Source organism: Kribbella voronezhensis, assembly GCF_004365175.1.
Taxonomy (GTDB): Bacteria; Actinomycetota; Actinomycetes; order Propionibacteriales; family Kribbellaceae; genus Kribbella; species Kribbella voronezhensis.
In genome coordinates, this window is the sequence record NZ_SOCE01000001.1 from 3,121,264 (window position 1) to 3,140,427 (window position 19,164).

General features: G+C 69.5%; 12 protein-coding genes. 1 reads left to right on the top strand and 11 read right to left on the bottom strand.

Going from position 1 to position 19,164, the window contains the following annotated elements; all coding sequences use genetic code 11:
* Nucleotides 1-13: 13 nt before the first annotated feature.
* From EV138_RS14225 to EV138_RS14250, 6 genes are all read right to left on the bottom strand, one after another.
* Nucleotides 14-1,786 (bottom strand): hypothetical protein, encoded by a 1,773-nt coding sequence (locus EV138_RS14225; protein WP_133979430.1) that lies wholly within the window; start codon nt 1,784-1,786, stop codon nt 14-16.
* Entirely contained in the window at nt 1,779-2,609 is an 831-nt protein-coding gene (locus tag EV138_RS14230; protein WP_133979431.1) for a hypothetical protein, read from the bottom strand. Before EV138_RS14230 ends, EV138_RS14225 begins: the two co-directional genes overlap by 8 nt.
* Nucleotides 2,609-4,936, bottom strand: coding sequence for a glycosyltransferase family 2 protein (locus EV138_RS14235; RefSeq protein ID WP_133979432.1), 2,328 nt, complete (start codon nt 4,934-4,936; stop codon nt 2,609-2,611). The genes EV138_RS14230 and EV138_RS14235 overlap by 1 nt, the downstream gene beginning before the upstream one ends.
* A gap of 175 nt (nt 4,937-5,111) precedes the next feature.
* A complete protein-coding gene (locus EV138_RS14240; RefSeq protein WP_133979433.1) occupies nt 5,112-5,903 on the bottom strand; it encodes an N-acetyltransferase in 792 nt (263 codons plus the stop codon).
* Entirely contained in the window at nt 5,903-7,048 is a 1,146-nt protein-coding gene (rffA, locus tag EV138_RS14245; RefSeq protein ID WP_133979434.1) for a dTDP-4-amino-4,6-dideoxygalactose transaminase, read from the bottom strand. Before rffA ends, EV138_RS14240 begins: the two co-directional genes overlap by 1 nt.
* A gap of 11 nt (nt 7,049-7,059) precedes the next feature.
* On the bottom strand, nt 7,060-8,079 hold the full coding sequence (locus EV138_RS14250; RefSeq protein ID WP_133979435.1) for a glycosyltransferase family 2 protein: 1,020 nt from the start codon (nt 8,077-8,079) through the stop codon (nt 7,060-7,062).
* Nucleotides 8,080-8,154: 75 nt separating this feature from the next.
* Here EV138_RS14250 and EV138_RS14255 point away from each other — a divergent pair, with 75 nt between their 5' ends.
* On the top strand, nt 8,155-10,506 hold the full coding sequence (locus EV138_RS14255; protein WP_238158132.1) for a hypothetical protein: 2,352 nt from the start codon (nt 8,155-8,157) through the stop codon (nt 10,504-10,506).
* Between the two features lie 12 nt (nt 10,507-10,518).
* Here the strand turns inward: EV138_RS14255 and EV138_RS14260 are convergent, their stop codons facing one another.
* From EV138_RS14260 to EV138_RS14280, 5 genes are all read right to left on the bottom strand, one after another.
* Nucleotides 10,519-11,448 (bottom strand): hypothetical protein, encoded by a 930-nt coding sequence (locus EV138_RS14260; protein WP_133979436.1) that lies wholly within the window; start codon nt 11,446-11,448, stop codon nt 10,519-10,521.
* Between the two features lie 53 nt (nt 11,449-11,501).
* The gene (locus EV138_RS14265; RefSeq protein WP_133979437.1) at nt 11,502-12,719 is read right to left on the bottom strand and encodes a hypothetical protein; all 1,218 of its coding nucleotides are present in this window, start codon (nt 12,717-12,719) and stop codon (nt 11,502-11,504) included.
* On the bottom strand, nt 12,716-14,407 hold the full coding sequence (locus tag EV138_RS14270; protein ID WP_202866713.1) for a hypothetical protein: 1,692 nt from the start codon (nt 14,405-14,407) through the stop codon (nt 12,716-12,718). The genes EV138_RS14265 and EV138_RS14270 overlap by 4 nt, the downstream gene beginning before the upstream one ends.
* Nucleotides 14,408-14,480: 73 nt before the next feature.
* Nucleotides 14,481-16,817, bottom strand: coding sequence for a hypothetical protein (locus tag EV138_RS14275; RefSeq protein ID WP_238158133.1), 2,337 nt, complete (start codon nt 16,815-16,817; stop codon nt 14,481-14,483).
* On the bottom strand, nt 16,817-19,090 hold the full coding sequence (locus tag EV138_RS14280) for a hypothetical protein (RefSeq protein ID WP_238158134.1): 2,274 nt from the start codon (nt 19,088-19,090) through the stop codon (nt 16,817-16,819). Before EV138_RS14280 ends, EV138_RS14275 begins: the two co-directional genes overlap by 1 nt.
* Between the last annotated feature and the right edge of the window lie 74 nt (nt 19,091-19,164).

The window sequence follows — 19,164 nt, forward strand, 5'->3', positions numbered from 1 at the left end:
TGGCTGAGAAGGATCAGCCGAGTTTGTTGCGGAGCTGGCGGTTCACCTTGCGCTTGACCTTGCCGGCGAACTTGCGCGGGTTGCGGATCATCGCGGCCTTACGGATCAGCTTGACCGCGGTATAGGCCTTGGAGTTGCGCAGCCGGGTGCGCTCCGCGTTGGCCTTCTGCACCTGGGTGCGCATCTCGCGGATCCGGGTCTCCCGCGTCTTCAGCGCCTTGTCGCGGAAGCCGAGGGTCCGCTCCAGGCCGAAGATCTGCCCGGCCAGTTCGAACGACTCCTGCTTCGCCCGCTCGGCCTCCACCAGCGCCGTCCGGACGTCCGGGGTCTGCGAGGCATCCGCCGGAATACCCAGGACGCCGGCCAGCGCCGCGGCCAGCTCCTTGCCACGGGCAACGTGTGCGACCGAGGCGGACGGAGTGTCCGCGGCGGTGGCCGGGACGGGCTTCGGTGCCTCGATACCGGACATCGCGACCCAGGCCGAGACGAGGTCGTCGCCGACCATCCACGGCGGCCACGGGTGCCGGCGGTGGCCGCCGATCAGCCGGTCGTGGAACCGCGCCCAGGCCGCTGCCAGCAGATCCTTGTCGCTCTCTTCGGCCACGGTCTGCCAGGGCGAGACGCCGAACGCGAAGCTGTCGCCGTCGACGACCACGTCGTCCCAGCGCAGCAGCGTCCGCGAACCGGTCTGCGAGCGGGCCCAGTCCCCCAACCGCGCCGCGAGGTCGCGGAAGCCGGGCACGTCCTCGGCCGCGGCAAGACGGAACAGCAGGGTCTCGGCAGTGACGCCACCCGGCACCGAAGCAGGCACAGCCGCCGCGTCGAACTGCAGCAACCCTTCAGCCTCAGCAGGTGCAGCATCCACCGCAACAGCCCAGCCGGCCTCGACAGCGTCCGCAGTCAGTACTGCGGTGTGCCCGGGCGTCTTCGCGTAGACACTGTGGCCGTCAGCGCCTCCGGTGACCGCGATCCAGCCGCTGGGCGTAGCTCCGAGGAGCCCAGCGCGAGCAGCAGACTCCGCACCCTCAGCAATCGGAGCCAGCAGCGGTACTACGGCGGCCGACGCCTCCAGGGCCTCCACGGCGAGCCGCGCGGGCAGCTGCCCCGGGCGAGCAGCGGCAGCGACCTCCGCACCCACCAGCGCGAATGGCGTCTCTTCGACCGAGAAAGCGGCGTACGAGACCGCGATGCCGAGGCCGACCCGCGACAGCTCAGCAGCGAGCTGGTCGGTGGAGACCGGGCGCGTCGGGTCGTCGTGCAGCGGGCGCCACTCGTCGTCGCCGTGCCGCTCGTCCGCGGGCCGCCGGTCCAGCAGGTTGGTCAGGGAGAACTCGTTCTCCAGCCCGAGCACCACCACGGCGCCGGGAGCGGCCACTGCGGCCAGTGCGTCCAGCCGCTGCGTCCAGCTCAGGTCGTCGCTGTCGTACCCGAGGACGCGGTCCAGTCCGTCAGCGGCAACCACTACGTCGAAGGGCGCCCGGTCGTCGCCGACCAGCCCGTCCAGGGCGCCGGCGATCACCTGCACCTGACCGAACTGCTCAGTGAGCTCAGTGGCGTCGGAGACGGACCGGACCAGCACAGTCGTCTCGGCAGCCTTGGCGACCACCGCCTCGACCAGGTCGGCGGCGTGCGGACCGAGGATCAGCGTGCGTCCCCCGTCGGGCAGTACGTCGGACAGGAGCGCGCGCAGTACCGGTCCCTGGACGGCCCCCCGCTTGCCGCTGTAGTCGCTCCACGGCTGCATCTCGCCGCGGACCACATCGACGGCCAGCTGGTTGTCAGACACGCTCTCTCCAATCGAACAACATGCGCAGTTCCTCGGCCGGCATCATCCATGGGACGCCGAGCTCGAGGTCGGTGGTCGCGCGGGCGGCGGCCAGGTCGATCTCCTTGCCGAGCATCTCAGGCCACAGCCTGGCGATCCGGCTCTGCCCGCCGAACAGCGGGTTCTCGCCCTCCATCTCCATCGGGTCGCCGTACACGGCCGGCTCGCAGCCGGCGGCGATGCCGTAGAAGATGGCGGTGGACAGCCGGTTCGCGGCCACCCGCTTGTGCTTGCGCAGCTCGGCCAGCTGCTTGTACAGGAAGCGCGGATCCGTGCCCTCGTAGGAGAACCCGCGACGGCCGAACGAGACCACCCGGAAGCCCGCGTCCTCGTAGGACTTGCGCACCTCGGGCCGGTCGTACTCGGTGTAGTACAGGCTGAACGTGACCGGGCCGGGCTCGGTCTCGCGGATCTCGTCGATCAGGCGCTTGTGGTCGCCCTGGATCTTGCCGCCCTCCCAGCCGTGGAAGAGGAACCAGAGCGTTCCTTCCCGCTCCTCCTCCGGCACCACGCCGAGGTCGGGCTCCAGCTCCTGCAGGTACAGGAAGGGGGCGCCGATGCTGTGGTAGTTCCGCCGGCCGAGGGCGTGGCCACGACGGCGCGGGGCGTCGCTCCAGGTGAACCGCCAGGCGCCGTCGTAGAACTCGTGCACCGGGTTCCAGCCGTCGGCGATGTTCCAGCCGTGCTGCAGGTAGCCGCGCAGACGGGGCGGGTACTCGTCGTCCAGACCGGCGTACCTGGCGAGGATGTGCGCCTGGCCGTAGTAGTGGTTGTGGTGATGCATCAGCGGACCTCGACGTGGAGAGTGCCGGCGTGCGGGCGCAACGCGGCGGTGTGGCCGTCCTGCTCGAGCTCGATCGGCAACCGGCTGGACAGGAACGGCTCGCACTGGACCGCGTGCGACGACCCGTCGGGCGCGGTCGCGAACAGGATCCAGTCCGCCAGGCTGGCCAGCGGGTCGGCCGAACTGACGGTGACCTCGGCCGGGACCAGCTCGGTCAACCCGACCGAGGCGGTCCAGACACCGTCGGCCACCGTCCGACGGCACTCGATGTCCTCGTGCTCGTCGTTGTCGTCCAGGTAGCGCCGCCAGCAGAACGAGTACGCCGCCTCGCCGTCGAGGGCGGCCCCGGTGATCCGGAGTTCCGGTCCGTTGCTCCCGGCAACCTCTTCGGCCCGGTCGGCGGCCAGCCGGAACGGCGACTCGTGCAGGTTCACGTAACCGCCGGTGGAGCGGGTCAGCGTCACCAGCCGGCCCTGCTCGGTATGGCTGGCGGCCCGCTCCGGAGCGGTCCACAGCAGCAGCCGGTCCTCGCCACCGGTGCCGACCAGCCGGAACGCCCAGGTGGTCCGCTGGGTGAACGGGTCGTCGGGGTTGGTGTCCTCGATGATCGGCCGGATCGGGATCCGGGCGGAGAAGTCGCGGCCGTCGCCGGACAGCGTGAGCGGCACCGACTGGTCCTGACCGGCCAACGGCCTGGTGACCTGCAGCTTGGGGTCCGTCAGGTCGGCCGGGACGCGGCCGTGCAGCACCAGCGCGTCGGCGGTCTGCTCCACCGAGGTGAGCCGGCACGGGTCGACCATCCGGCGCAGCACGAACGCGCCGTCCGCGCCGGGACCGGGCTGGATCCAGCTCTTGGCGTCGATCCACGCGCCCGGCGGCCAGCCAGGGCTGCCGGGCCGCTGGCCACGCAGCTTGCCGTGCCGCCGCAACCGTCCGGAGCGCATCCGTACGACGAAGTGCGCCGGGGCCGCGGTGTCCTTGAGCTGGCCCAGCAAGGCCTTGTCGAGGCGGACCTCGAACCCGACGAGCGCGGGGTCGCCGTGCGTGTCGGTCGCGTCGTACCGGCGTACGGCCAGGGGGGTTTCGGCGCCGGCGATGACGAGCGCGATCCGCAGGCTGGACGACGTCTTGGTCTCCAGGTGCCGGATCTCGGCGGTGCCCTTCACGGACAGCTCGCTGCCCTGCCAGGCCACCTCGGTCACGCTGGTCGCCAGCGTCAGGTCCTTCATCGGCAGCCGGTAGAGCTCCCGCGGCACCGAGCTGTTCTGATCGTGGACGCCCGGGTAGTTGTGCTCGAACTGCCAGGAGCGGCGCGGACGCGCCAGCGCGCGGGCACCGCCGCGCAGCCCGCCGTCGTTGCGGAAATTCGCCAGCCGGCGGAGCAGGTCGACGTCACCGGCGCGCAGCGCGGAGTGCTGCAGCCGGTCGTAGCTGTGGGCCCGCTCGAGCACCTTCTCGTCCAGCCGGTCCAGCAGCCGCCGGGCCAGCTTGATCAGGTTCTGCTCTTCTTCGGGCGGTGCGGCGCCGAACGCCATCATCAGCGTGAGCATGTCGATCTGGGTGAAGTGCGCGTGCACCCGCGGCCGCACCTCGCCGATCGCGTTCTCCACCAGGTCCATCACCATCTCGGCGGACCTGACCCGGTCCTCGAGGTTGCCGAACTGGAACTTCTGCTGGGTGATCGACTCACCGGACTCGCGCTCGCGCCAGTAGTAGACCGGCACGGCCAGCGCGTCCACGGTGACGGCGTCCAGGTGCGCCTTCAGCGTGACGGGGTAGTCCTCGTAGCGGATCGCGGGGAACTCGTAGCCGTACTCGTCCCAGAACGACCGCCGGTAGACCTTGTTCCAGACCATCCGGTCCAGGATCAGGTCCGGCGTCTCGATCACGTGCGTGGCCAGCCGGTCCTTGGCGAACGGCAGCCGGTGGATCCACGACGGCCGGACACCGGAGGAGTTGTTGAACCGCCGCGCGTTACCGCCGGCGAACGACGAACCGGTCGTGTCCAGGGTCCGGATCAGCTTCTCGAAGCCGTGCCGGGTGACCAGGTCGTCGCTGTCGACGAAGGTGATGTACTCCCCGTCGGCGTGCCGGACCCCGGTGTTGCGGGCCGGGCCGAGGCCCTGGTTCTCCTGCGTCACGATCCGGAACCGGGGATCGCGGCCGCAGAACTCCTTGGCGATGGCGGCACTGTCGTCGGGGGATCCGTCGTCGACCAGGATCGCCTCGAAATCGGTCCACGTCTGCCGGGCGATCGAGTCCAGACACTCCCCGATGTAGTCGCGGACGTTGTAGAAAGGCACAACGACACTCAGCCGCGGCGTCACAACGGCGTTCTCCTCGGCTCAGTCGGCAGTTCGGTCAGCATCGACATCCCGGTCGGCATCACGCCGGACCCGATGCTGCTGCGGCACGCTCGCTCCGGAGCAACCAGAGGCCGGGCGGCGACCAAAGATCTCGCGGTCATGTTAGCACCGGGCAGGACCGTCACCGACCTGTGCATCACCCTTCGCGACCGGCCGCTTCCGGTTCACCGGACAGCAATCCGGGCGTCACGAGATGGACAGTCAGCAGCGTGTGCACGGGTTCGAAGCCGTACCTCGCCCAGGCCCGCTGCACCCCGGTGTTCTGCCCCTGGGTGGAGATCACCAGCCGGCGCGACGTACTCGCGTCCTCGACCGCGGCCAGCAGGTGCCCGTAGCGTCCGCGACCCTGTTCGGCCGGTACTACGCCCGCGAGCTCGATCTCGGTCCAGGACTCCTGCTGGTCGACGGTCGCCAGTGCGAGCACCCGGTGGTCCGGACCACGCAGTACGACCGCACCCTCGTCGGCGATGCTGCGTCGCGCCCACTCCTGGTAGCCCGCGAGGGCCAATGCCCTGTCGAACAAGGGATTCGCGCAGTAGTGATTGCCGTAGTCACCGAAGATGTCGCCGACCAGGTCGTCCACCAGGTCGTCGTCGATCGCCCGCTCCAGCCCGGCGTTGAACCCCGCCAGTGGAGCCGGGCGGCGGCCTTTGCCGACCGGGAGCGACCAGTAGACCAGGCTGTCGGCCAGCAAGGCGGTCCGCGGCCCACTGGCGAGCGCGGCGAACCACTGCACTTCGCGAGCCGGATAACGCAGTACGACGACGTCGGCCGTCGACTTGTCCACCGCTGTGAGCACCTCGGCCAACTGGGTTCCGGCCGAGGCCGAGACGGTGACCCGGTCGACCGAGACCCCGAACCGCTTCGATTCGTACGCCGAAGGCGCGGTGATCAGCTCGCCCGCCTCGAGCGCGTCGTACCAGCCCATCAGAGCGGGTACGAGAACAGGCCGTCGAGCACGCGGTCCTGTTCTGTCTCGGTGAGCTGGCTGAACAGCGGGAGTCGCACCAGCCGGCTGCTGAGGTCCTCGGTGACGTCGCAGCCGCCCGGACCGACCCGGCCGTACTTCTTCCCGGCCGGAGCCGAGTGCAGCGGCACGTAGTGGAACGCCGCGGTGATGTTGCGCTCGCGCAGGTGCGCGATCAGCCCGAGCTGGTGCTCATGGGAGGGCATCACCACGTAGTACATGTGCGCCGGGTGCACGCAGTCAGCAGGGACTGTCGGCAGGCCGACACCGTTCGCTTGGGCCCACTCGGGGAGCTTGTCGTGGTAACGCTGCCACATCGTCAGCCGCGGTGCCTGGATCTCTTCGAACAGCTCCAGCTGGGCGGTCAGGAACGCAGCGAGCGGGTCGGCCAGCAGATAGCTGGAGCCGATGTCGATCCAGCGGTACTTGTCGACCTGGCCGCGGAAGAACTGGCTCCGGTTCGTGCCCTTCTCCCGGATCACCTCGGCACGGTGCAGCAGGTCGGCGTCGTTCAGCACCAACGCGCCACCCTCGCCGCAGTGCACGTTCTTGGTTCCGTGGAAGGACTGCGTCGCCATCTGCCCGAGCGAACCGAGCGGACGGCCCTTGTACGAGCCGCCCAGACCGTGCGCGTTGTCCTCGATCACTGTCAGCCCGTGCTTGTCGGCGATCGCCAGCACGGTGTCCATCTCGACCGCGACGCCGGCGTAGTGGACCACCACGATCGCCTTGGTCCTGTCGGTGATCGCGGCCTCGACCTGCGTCTCGTCCAGGTTCAGCGTGTCCGGCCGGATATCTACGAACACCGGTACGGCGCCGCGCAGCGCGTACGCGTTGGCCGTCGAGACGAAGGTGAACGACGGCATGATCACTTCATCGCCGGGCTCCAGGTCGAGCAGCAGCGCGGTCATCTCCAGCGCGTGCGTGCAGGAGGGCGTCAGCAGCGCCCCGACGCCACCGGCCAGCTTCGTGAGCAGCTCGGAGGCGCGGGCGGTGAACGGGCCGTCCCCGACCACCGCGGCCGAGGCGAAGGACTGGTTGACGTAGGCGAGTTCGTCGCCCGCCACAAAGGCCTTGACGAAGGGGATCGGAGACAGGTCGGGCATGGTGGAGGAGCCTACCCGTGGTCGGTAGCGCGGTCCGAAACAGCTTCAGCAGCAGCGTCGTCGAGGGCTTCGGCGTACGAATGGTGACCGGGGTCCTCGAGGCTGTCGTAGCCGATCATGAACTGCGGCCGCCGCTGGCTGGCCTGGAACAGGCGGGCCACGTACTCCCCCAGCAGGCCGAGGCAGAGCAACTGAAGCGCACCGATCGTCCCGACAGCCAGCACCGTGGAGGTCCAGCCGGGAATGCTCCGGCCGGTCAGCTTGATCGCCAGCGCCGCCAGCACGACCCCCACCGACAGCAATCCCCCGAGTAGCCCGAGCCAGGTCGCGAGCCGCAGTGGCGCCGCTGAGAACGCGGTCAGGCTGTCGAAGGCCAGCCGGAACATCTTGGACACCGTGTACTTCGTACTGCCGGCAGCCCGCTCCGCCCGGACGTACTTCACCTCCGCACTCGGGAAGCCCAGCCACGGGATCACCAGCCGGAAGACCCGGCCGTCCTCGGGTAGCTGGTTCACTGCGTCCACCACGCGCCGGGAGACGAGCCGGAAGTCACCCGCGTCGAACGGCAGATCCCGGCCGACCAGCCGGCACATCAGCCGGTAGTAGAGCCGCGCGGTGGTCCGCTTCGCCCAGCTGTCACTGGAGCGGTCGGAGCGTACGCCGTACACGACATCGACGTCGTCCTTCCGGGCCGTGGCGAGCAGCTCGGCGATCACCTCGGGCGGATCCTGCAGGTCGGCGTCGATGGTGACCAGGTACTCACCGCGAGCCAGCTGGAAGCCGGCCGACAGGGCGGCCTGGTGCCCGCTGTTGCGCAGCAGCCGGACCAAGCGGAGCTCCGGCCAGTCCGCGCTCGCGCTGGTGAGCAGTGCGGCGGTCCGGTCGCGGCTCCCGTCGTCGACCACCACCAGCTCGTAGCCGAGCCCGAGACCGTCCAGCAGCGGATGCATCCGCTCGAGGAAGATCGGCAGCACGTCCTCCTCGTCGTACATTGGTACGACGACGGACAGCACGGGCCGAGTGGTTTGCATCGAGAAGCCCTCCTCCGGCGAGGTTACCCGGCCCGGCTCACCTGGGGATCCCGCTACCCTCTGGTGGTGCCGACGATGACCAATGACACCGCCAGTAGCCTCGCTACTGCGGAGCGTGAGGTCAGCCGGACCGTCCCGTCGCTGCTCGGTCTGTTGCCCTGGCGGGCCGTCGGCGCCGGTGCGGTGAAGGCGGCGGCCGGGATCGCCCTGGCCTGGTTGACGATCTGGTTGATGGCCGGTCACTCGTCCAGCCACGACATCGTCGCGCTGCTGCGTTTCTGGGTCTTCGGGATCACCCTGCCCGGCACGCTGCTGTGGCGCCTGGCCAGCCCGTTCCGGCACAACCTGATCGAGGACTTCGCGGCCGGATCGCTGGTCGGCGTGTCCCTGCTGATCCTGGTCTATTTGGGCGTTGCCCCGCTCGGCGGCCAGCGGTGGGCCTGGCTGTGGGCGGCGCCCGTGATCATCCTGGTGACCGTCGTGCCGAGCTGGCGACGACGCTGCCTGCAGCGCGTCGAGCGGCCCGTCTCACCCTTGACCGCCTGGTTGGTCGCCACCACGCTGGCGCTGCCGCTCTACGCCATCGGGCGGTACCGCGTGCTGGCTCCCGCGCCGTACACCGATGCCCGCTCCCACGTGCCGGACATGGCCTTCCACCAGGCGCTGGCCGCGAGCGCGAAGTACGACGTACCGCTGCAAGCGCCGTACGTCAACGGCGAGCGGATGGACTACCACTACTTCTGGCACCAGTTCACCGCCGCCACCTCCTGGGCCACCGGGGTCGACCTGACCGACCTGATCTACAACATCGGCTGGATCCCCCTCCTGCTGGCCGGCTGTGCGCTGATCTACGCGCTCACCGATCGGATCGCACCAGGCTCTCGCTGGGCGGGCCCGCTCGCCATCGCCGTCGCCGGTATCGCCGGCACCGTCGATGCGTACCCGGCCGTGCGGCTGCCGGCAGAGAGTCTGATCAGCTACTACTGGGGCAGCCCGACACAGAACCTCGGCGGCGCCCTGATCACTTTGCTGGCCCTGATCGGTGTCGATCTGCTGCGCGGGAGAAGCGGGCCCGCCACCTGGGTCCTCTTCGTCGTGATCGCCGCGGCCGCGTCGGGTTCGAAGGCGACCGTGCTGCCGATGATCATCTGCGGGCTCGGGCTGGTGGTGTTCATCCGGCTGCTCTACGGCCGCTTCGCCAAGGGCGCCCTGCTGATCGCGATCGTGCTCGGCGGGATCTTCGTGGCCGCCATCTTCGTTGTCTTCGGCAACAAATCGTCCGGCCTCGCGGTCCGGCCCTGGGTCACCTTCGCGAAGGTCGGCCTCTATCCGCTGGTCGCCAAGCCGGTGGACGGCGGCGGATTCGACCACGCGGCGATGTGGATCGGCGGCATCACCTTGTGCCTCGGCCTGCTGCTCGGCTCGGCCGGCCTGCTGGTGCTGCTCGGTACGGCGGCCCGCTGGTTCCGCGATCCGGGGATGATCTTCCTGGTCGGCATCGCGATCGCCGGCTTCGGCGGGCTGGTACTGACCGACCAGCCGGGCACCAGCCAGCTCTACTTCCACCGCACCGCGGTGCCGATCATCGCCGCGCTCGCCGCCGCGGGCGCGTGGATGCTGGTGTTCTGGTTCGCCGACCGGCGATCGGGCGTGCTCGTGTTCGTCTCGCTGCTCGGCGGGATCGGAGCGACCGCCGCGGCCCGGGCGATCGTGAAGGCCCACCCGGGCGACGGCAAACCGTTCCGGACGCCGGACGGCAGGCTCACCGGGCTGATCGCCCCGTGGGTCTGGACCATCACCTTCCTGCTCGCGGTCGCGATCCTGGTGACCGTCCTGTGGAAGGTCGCCAAGCGGCGAGGGCGGCCGACCAGAGTGGCGACAGCATCCTTCGTCCTGGCGGGGATGGGCGCCGGGCTCTTCCTGCCCCTGCAGGCGATGGCCTCCTATCACCGCACCGACCTGCCTCCGCTGTCCGACGACTTCAAACTCGGCCCGTCGGCGACCCAGACCACAGCCGCCCTGTGGCTGCGCGACCACACCGCGCCCGGCGAACTGATCGCCACCAACGCGCACTGCACGATGAAGAACACCACCGGCTGCGACTCCCGGCACTTCTGGATCGCCGCCCTGAGCGAACGCCACGTGCTGGTCGAAGGCTGGGGCTACACCAACACCATCAACGAACTCGTCGCGGACACCGGGATGAGTCCGAACGGCCTGCCGTTCTGGGACCAGCAGAAACTCGAGGACAACGACCGCGCGTTCATCACCCCGACCCGCGACAACCTGCGGCTCCTGAAGGTCAAGTACGGCGTCCGCTGGCTCTACGCCGATCCCGCGCAGACCGTGGTCGAAACGGCCAAGCTCGACACGCTGGCGACGCTTCGTTTCAAGGCGTCCGACGCGCTGATCTACGAGCTTCCGTAACCGCAGCAGCGCTCACGCGGGCAGCACCCGGACTCCACCGACATCCACCGATCCGGCGTCCTCGACCACGATCGGCCGGCGCCCTCGGCGCGGCGGCGGGTTGCCGACCTCGACCGGCAGCGGCTCGACCGTCACGTCGCGAAGATCGAGGTCGACGAACGGGCGGGTGCTGACGGCTCCGTCGACCTCGCTCCGGCCCCAGCCCGCGACCCGGATCGCGTAGAGATCACCGCACCAGCCGATGGCACAGTCGCGGATCGACAACCCGTGATTGATCCCGCGCCCGGCACCTTCCTCGCGGTACCGGTCGGTGTTGTCGCCGGGCAGCAACCTGAAGCCGATCTCCACCCGTTCGCAGCGCACGTCACGGACCTCGACGTCGTGCACCGAGCTGAGACAGAAAGCCTCGAAAGCGTCGTACACCCGGAGCCCGTCGACCTGGAAATGATGCGGGTGCAGCGAATGCCCGGTGATGTCGCTGACTCCGGCGCCGACGGCACCCCAGTGCGCGATGAACGCCGTACCGCCGCCGTGTACCTCGAGATCCGACAAGCGCACTTCCCGGACCGCGCCGATGAGGGTGAGGTTGTTGGCCGCACAGCGGCCGGGGCGCCGGACGACCAGCCGCCGTACGGCGATCCGCTCGATCCACTCCGGCTGCTCGGCATAGAAGTACCGGCCGATCGTGACGGCGGTCCATTCCGCTCCGTCGTGCGGACCGGGTGAGGCGTCGGGGAGCTGGAGGGTCAGGTCGGTGACGGTGACGTCGGAGCCGAGGACGTGGATCAGCGGCGCCGACTCGGCCTGCGCCCGGCACAACGTCGTACCGGAGCCCGACAGGGTCCACGAGTCGGTGAGCACGAGACCGCCGGTGATCGGATAGGAACCGGCAGGCAGGAGCAACCGTCCCGGCTCGGACTCGGTCAGCAGGCGGCGAAGCAACTCGCCGTTGTCGTCACCGTCGTCACCGAGCCGTGGCCGGTAGTCGCGAACAGTCAGGACCCGGCCCGTACGACGAGGTCCCAGCGCACCGTCGCGCCTTCGGCGATGTCAGGCACCTCGCTCAGCCCTGACGGGTCGACCGTCAGCCGAACCAGCGCCGGAACCGTCAGCGGTCCGTCGGTGACGATCTCGATCTCGGTGCCCTGCTGCGCCCGCACCTGCACACCCGGCACCGGACCGGCTTCGAGACCGGCCAGCTCCACCTGGACGACGTTCCTGCTGACCAGGTCTGCCATCGCCTCGGCGAGCGGGTTCGGCGGCGGGCCGGGCGGAACCACTGGCGCGGGCGGTGGGGGCGGGGGCGGCGGTGCGACCGGTCGGCCCTTGGCGGCGCGCACGATCCTGCGCTTGAGAGCGGCCGCACGCCTGCTCGTCCTCCTCGCCACCGGAACCGCGGCGACCGGGACGACCCAGCGGGCCGCACGCTTGACCCTGCGCTTCAGCAGGCGGGCGGCCCCCGGGCGCCGCGGCACCGGCGGAGGAAGTGGTTGGGGCTCGGGTTCCGGCTCGGGCTGGGGCGGCGGTTCGATCAGGGTCGCCCGGGCGATCCAGCGCCGCGGGCCGCTGCCGGGATTGGCCACGAAGTACCCGCTGTGGATCGGCAAGGTGCTGTCGGTCTCGGCCGGGACGTTGCCGGTCGAGACGAGACCGGCTGTCTGTTCGCCGTCCACCTCGGTGAACTCGACCCGCTTCACCAGAACGCCGACCGCTCCGACCGAAGCGGCCGGAGCCCACGACGGCCGGCCGTGGTCGACGCTGACCACCTCCAGGACGAACAACCCCGCACTGCTCAACTCGTCGGGGCGGAGGTCGAAGGTGACCACCCCGTCGGCGACTCCCGAAGCCGCTCCCTGCCGGTTCAGCAGCACGGCACCGCGGGTCCTGCCCTGCGAACGAACCAGCAGCAGGCGCGGCAGACCGGTCTCCCGCGTCGACACGTCCAACGGGACGTGCTCCTGCCACCAGCCCAGGGCCATCCCGTCGAAGCTGAAGTGCGCGGTCACCCGGACGGGCCGGCCACTCGGGGCGACCTTGGCGCCGAGCAGGGCCGGCGAGGCGACGAAGCGGCCGATCACGGCGACGCCGCGAGACATGCAGTCGATCAGCATCAGGTCGCTCGGCCGCCCGGAAGTCAGCACGCCGGGCACCGCGAGCGGCTGCGGCACGGAGTCGAACGCGGTCTGGAAATGCGGTGTGGTGAAGACCTTCACAGCTCGTTCACCCCGCCCAGTGCCATCGCGAACTCCTCGGCCGACAAGGTCAGATCGGTCCGGGTCAGGAACGGATCCTTGCGGACCCACATCCTGCGCACGGCGGTGAAGGCCGGGTCGGCATCGGCCTCGATGTGCTGCATGGCCACCCGCAGGGCAACCATCAGGAACTCCATCCGGCCCATCTCCCAGTGCTGCACGAGCGGTGTCGAGACGTCCGCTCCGCTGCGGTAGAACCAGGCCCAGAGCCGCGCCCGCTCGATCTGCTCGTCGGTCACCAGCCGCCGCCCGGCCAGCAGACTCTCGATCGATTCGTCCAGCTTGACCCAGTAGTCGTCGGCGTCCTCGGCCAGGATGGTGAAGCCGCAATGGCTCCACTCCGACCAGCCGGCCTGGATCGCGGCGATGCCGTACGCCGGCAGCTCGGTGCTGATGCTGCCGCGCACGGTGACACCCAGATCGACCAGGCTCCACATCACGTTCTTGCTCATCTCGAGGCTGGGCAGGAAGACCAGCGGCGTACCGGCGTGCTTGTCCTTGAGGTTGTCGAAGAAGCCGGTCGAGTCGTAGAGGTGCTGGCTCGGGTGGTCGATGAACAACCAGTTGACGTCGTCGCGCTTGGCCGCGAAGTCGGCCGTCGCCTCGTACCAGGCGCCGAGGTCCTCGAAGCACTCGACGTTGGTGTTGAGGGCGTCGGAGACGGCGTGGTTGTACACCGCGATCACCGGCTTGTCCGGATCGAAGCCGTACCTGGCCAGTGCGTGCTCGCGGACCGAGAGCCGGTCCTCGGGCGTCTGCAACTCGATCGCCGAGATCGAGCCGCCCCGCCACCACGACGGCTTGCCCCAGGTGCCCTTCACCCGCGAGGCGGTCAGCTCCGCACTGTTGCGCAACTGGTCGCGGTTCGGCCAGACGTAGGACTCGAAGAAGTCGGCGATCTGGTGGGTGAGCTCGGCCCGGAAGGTCGGCGCACCGCGCTTGGTCTCCGGGAAGAGCGCGTACGCCTTCAGGCTGCCGGTGCTCTGGACGTGCACGGTCGGCACGTTGAAACGGCCGGCCGACTCGACCGCCAGGCCCCACAGGTTGTAGTCGACGTGACTGGTGATCAGCGCGACCGGATCGAGCCCGGCGAACAGGGCGTCGTACACGTTGGAGAACTCCGCGCTGCGCTCCTGGACCTGCGCGTACTTCGCGCCGGCCCGGATCTCGTCGGTCACCCGCGGAGTCTTGAGCACCCGGCAGACCGTCGCCCGGACGATCTCGGCCAGCACGTCCGGATCGATCCCCGACCCGGTGACCGGCAGGTCCTGGCCGGCCACGTGCAAGGCGCCGGGGTCCGGATTGCCGATCCTGCTGTCGACCAGGTCGTGGATGTCGATCACGTCGACGGCGCCGTACGCGTTCGAGATCGCCGACAGCGCGTCGCTCTCGAAGAACGTCCAGAGGATGTCGTGCCAGTCGTCGTCCGCGCCGGTGAAGACGACCAGCCTGGCGGGGACGAACCGGCGCAGCGCGTTCGCCACGGTCAGGTTGCGCAGCGTCACCCGGAGGTCCTGGCTCATCGCCTCGACCAGGATCACCCGCTCGGAGTCCGGGAGCACGTTCCGCTGCCAGAACTCGGAGGCCGCCGCCAGGAAGAGCGGGAACTCCTTGATGTCCATCGTGCGTTTCGGAACGGTCACTGTCACCAGAGAGTTATAGCAGTCAACCCCTGTTTGTGTTATTTGTGCCACGTCACTGATCCAGACCAGTTCGGGTTTTTCACCGTCCGGGGAGCTCGTAGACCAACACCTGGGACTCCCGATGCCGCAGTACGGCCAGCTGGCCCAGGGTCGCCGAGACGGGCCCGTCCCGAAGGTCCGCGTAGATCCAGCGCACGCCGTACTGCGAGCGTAGGCGGTCGAGCAGTTGCGGGGTCGGAGCGGTCAGGGCCTGGCGGGTGAGCTCGACCCGATCCGGCCAGGGCGAGGGCTGGAAGAAGTACTTGATGCCGTTCACCCCGTTGTTCGCCATCCCCTGCTGCGTGTAGGCCCAGCCGTCCAGCAGGACGCGCCGGCCGGCGATGCCGCTCACGATGAACCCCCGGGCATCGCACCCGGGTCGCTGCGGACCAGCAGGACGGCAGTAGGTGTTGGCGAGCACGACGTCGTCCGGCGCGGAGTTCCTTGCCAGCCAGCGCGCTGCGGCGAGCTCGTCGGGGTAGACCCGCCAGCCCGCCGATACGAAGTGACCTGAGCCGTGCAGGTGGCGGACTCGCCACGCATCCGTGGCGACCGTGCCGATCGGCAGTCCGATCACAGCAAGCATCGCGAAGGCCATGCCCAGGCCGGTGAGACCGGACCGACGGCGAGCCGACAGCCAGCCGACCAGCACCAGTACGGCGAGCAGCACAGTCACCAGGATGGGACGCGCCAGCACCTCGATCTGGGCGGTGCGGAACCCGGTGGCGTTCTTCCTGACCAGCCCTGCGCACACCGCGATCGCAGTACCGGTCCCGAGCCCGGCCAGGCCGGTACGAAGGATCGTGCGCCGGCTGCGGCCCCGGACGCCGACTGCGATCAGCCAGCCGAGCGCTGCGGCCGCGAACGGCAGACCGGAGCGCAGGAAGTAGTACTGACTCGCAGAGGGATGGTTCACCAAGCTCACGCCGAGCCACGAGGCGGTCAGTCCTCCGGCCAAGAACCACGCGACGGGGTTCTGCCGCAGCGCGCGGACCCCGATCAGACCGAATCCGGCCAGCAGCCCCGCGTGCGCGAGCGCGAACCCGGCCAGGATCACCAGGGCCCCTGCCACCGCCACGTGGTCCCCGGTGAGGGACCGGAGTACCAGGCCGCCGGTACCGGCCAGCGAAGCGTCGCCGGTCGCTCCTCGATAGCCGGGCTGGAACTTGGCGATCGCGAACAACTGGATCCCGGACCCGCTCGTGCTCCCGGCCACGGTGAGCATCGTCCAGACGGTGATCGCGACCAGCAGTCCACCGATCGCGACGGCCCGCCACGGGATCCGGCGTTCCTTCAGCAGCAGGAACAAGGCCGACAGACCGACGCCACCGATCAGGATCGGCAGCACGGTCGGCTTCGAACCACCACCGACGACCGCTGCCGCCACAGCCAGCACCCAGACACCTCTGGCGCCACCGCGGTAGAGGGCGACGACGACGAAGTACGCCGCCGCGCTGAGAACCAACGTCGCCAAGGTCTGCGACGGAGTCATCAGACCGGCCGGGCCGACCAGGTCCACCTGAGGCCAGGCCGGTACGAAGAAGCCCAGTTGCGGTACGACGAAGGCCAGGGCAGCCAGCACGCCGGTCCACCAGGCCTTGCTGACCTGACGAGCCAGGGCGGCTCCGGCCAGCAGACCGGCGAACGTCACCGGCAGCAGCCACAACCGGTACATCACCAGGATCGACGAGAGCCTGGTGATGTCGACGGCGCCCGCCATGTCGGCATTGGGGAACCAGTGGTACTCCAGCGCCTCACCTGCCACCTGGGGCAGTTGCGGCGGAACGCTTCGGAGCAGTTCGTTCACCATCGACAGGTGGTAGAGCCCGTCGGGGTAGTACGCGATGCCGTGCGGTGGTGGCGCATGATCCGCCATCACGCCCAGCGTGGTCGCCAGCGCGAGCAACGTCAGGCAGACCGACAGGCCCCAGGACCAGGCCACCGGCAACGGCTCGGGCTCGGCTATCAGCCAGTGCTGCCGCAGCCTCGGCACCAGGGCGAAAGCCAGCAGGACCAGCAAAGGCCAGACGACCAGGAACTGCTGCAGGCCGAGCCAGGTGAAGAGAGCCCAGCCGCCAAGCTGGTAGGCGATCCCGACAGCGGCCCCTAGGCCGACATCCTCGGCCCAGTTCCCGGTACTGCGCCACAGGGCCCGCATGAGCAGGATGCCCGGCAGCGCCACGCACACCCCGAAGTAGATGCCGTACCGGACGATCGCTCCGAGCGGCACGTCGATGATCAGCAGCCCGGCCACGGAGGCCGCGGCGGGGAACAGCCAGGGCAGCAACGACAGGAACCACCGTCGAACCCGGGCAACCGGCTGCGGGGGCTCAAGGGGCAGGGCGCGCGCCTGCTCGTGCGGAGTGACCGTCGCCATCAGCCTGCACCGAGCTCGTAGATTTTGACTTCACCCTCCTGGTAACGCAGTACGGCCAACTCGTCCAGCTTCGCGGACGTCGGTCCGTCCCAGCCGTCAGCGTAGATCCAGCGCACGCCGTACTGGTGACGAACCTCCGTCAGCAACTGCGCGGTCGGCGCCGTCAGGATCTGTTCGGTGAGCTGGACCCGGTCGGGCCACGGCGAGTCCTGGTACGCGTACCTCTTGCCGCCGACTCCACTCAGCTCCAGCGCCTGCTGGGTGTAGGCCCAGCCCTCCATCAGGGTCCGGCGACCGGCGATCCCAGTGACGAGGTACCCCCGCGCATCGCAACCGGACTGCCGTGCTCCGGGCGGCTGGCACCAGGTGCCGGTGACCACCACGTCGGCCGGATCGGAGTTCGCGCCGAGCCACACTGCGGCGCCCTGCTCGTCGGGATGGACCTGCCCGCTGACCGCGCGGTACGTCCCATCCGCTCGAAAGGCGGAGTACGAATACTTGGCCATGCCCACCAGAGACACTGCGATCGCCACGAGGACGGGCACAGCCGAGCCGAGTCCTGGCTGCTTCGCCCAGCGGCGCCTACTGAGCAGCCACCCGCAAACAAGCAGCACGGTCAGTACGGCGGCCAGCAGCAGTGGCCGGGCCAGCGCGTCGACCTGAGCCGCTCTGGAATCCTCGGAGCGCAGCTTGGCGGGCTGTGTGACCAGGAAGAACACGACGCCGAGCAGCAGTGCAGCCGTGCTGACCAGCAGGATCGTCCTGCCGCTGCGGCCTTCGAACGCGACGGCCACCAGCCAAGCCGCCGCCGCGGCCGCGAACGGCACCACACTGCGCAGGAAGTACTGCTGGCCGGCGGCTGGATGGTTCGCCACCAACAGGCCGATCCAAGCGCTCGCGAGGGTTCCGGCCAGTAGCCAGGCGACCGGATCACGCCTGGTCGACCGGACGAACAGCAGGCCGAAGCCGGTCAGCAGTCCGGCCGACGACAACAAGATCAGTCCCAGCAGTACGGCGACCCCGCTGATCGCCGTCGAGTCACCCGAGGTCATCCACGACGGGACCAGCCCCCCGGTGCCCGGCACCGACAAGTCGCCGGTGATGTCCGCATACGCCGGCTGGAACCTGGCGATCGCGAAGAGCTGGAATCCCGATCCGCTCGGTCCCGCAACGAAGAGCAAGGTGGCGAGCATCGCCACCGCCAGGACCAGGCAGGCGACGACCGACCGCCAGGGCAGCTTCCGCTCCCGGATCAGTACGAACAGCGCGGCCAGACCGACGCCGCCGGCCAGGATCGGCAGCATCGACGGCTTCGATCCCCCGGCGACGATCGCCAGTGCGGCGGCGAGCACCCAGGCACCACGACCACCACTGCGACGGAACACCGCGTCGACGACGAAGATCGCCGCCGCGGTCCCGGTGACGATGCTGAAGGTCAGTGAAGGGCTGAGCAGACTTGCGGAGCCGGTCGGCAGCACCACCACTGCGGCCAGCACACCGGTCCACCACACCTTGCTGACCTGCCGCGCCAGCGCAGCGGACACAAGCAGCACGACAACCGCCTGCGGCAACAGCCAGAGGCGGAACAGCACCAGAGCCGGTGAAAGCCGGGTGATGTCCACGGCGCTCGCCATGTCAGCATCGGCGAACCAGTGGTACTGCAGCGGGTCGCCGGCCGCCTGCGGTAGCTGCGGCGGCACCGACCGCATCACCTCGTGCACCAGCGACAGATGAAACAGCAGGTCCTGGTAGTACGACGTACCGCTCGGCGGCGGCTGGTGATCGGCCAGCACGTTGAAAGTGGTGACGAGGATCAGCACCGTGGCACAGCTCGCCACGCCCCAGGACCAGGCCACCGGGAGCGGCGCCGGCGCCGCGATCCGCCAGCAGCGCCGCAACTGGGGCACCGCCGCGAAGACGACCAGCACGAGCACCGGCCACGCGACCAACCAAGACTGCAGCCCCACCGCCGTGAAGATCGCCCAGCCCAGCAGCTGGTACGCCGCCCCGACCGCAGCACCCAGGCCGAAGTCCTCAGCCCAGTTTCCAGTGCTCCGCCAGGCACCGCGAAGCAGCAGTACGCCGGGCAGGACCACGCAAGAGACGAAATAGCCGCTGTACGTCGCGATCGCCGCCAGTGGCACGTCGATCGCGAGCAGTCCACCCACGCCCGCGGCAACCGGGAGCAGCCACGGAAGCAACCGGCGAAGACCAGCCGGACCGGACGCACGGGGACTCGCGGCAACGGCGGGCTCCGCTTCGATCGCCGTCACGCCTGATCGCTCCCCTGCGTGCGCACCGACCCATTGGAGCACGACGGACCTCTCCCGGCGGCGCAGTTCGCGGC

Bases quoted from the DNA above. Each gene is read 5' to 3' on its own strand.
- EV138_RS14255 (WP_238158132.1), top strand. From the start codon at position 8,155: ATGACCAATGACACCGCCAGTAGCCTCGCTACTGCGGAGCGTGAGGTC.
- EV138_RS14275 (WP_238158133.1), bottom strand. From the start codon at position 16,817: ATGGCGACGGTCACTCCGCACGAGCAGGCGCGCGCCCTGCCCCTTGAG.
- EV138_RS14240 (WP_133979433.1), bottom strand. From the start codon at position 5,903: ATGGGCTGGTACGACGCGCTCGAGGCGGGCGAGCTGATCACCGCGCCT.
- rffA (WP_133979434.1), bottom strand. From the start codon at position 7,048: ATGCCCGACCTGTCTCCGATCCCCTTCGTCAAGGCCTTTGTGGCGGGC.
- EV138_RS14230 (WP_133979431.1), bottom strand. From the start codon at position 2,609: ATGCATCACCACAACCACTACTACGGCCAGGCGCACATCCTCGCCAGG.
- EV138_RS14250 (WP_133979435.1), bottom strand. From the start codon at position 8,079: ATGCAAACCACTCGGCCCGTGCTGTCCGTCGTCGTACCAATGTACGAC.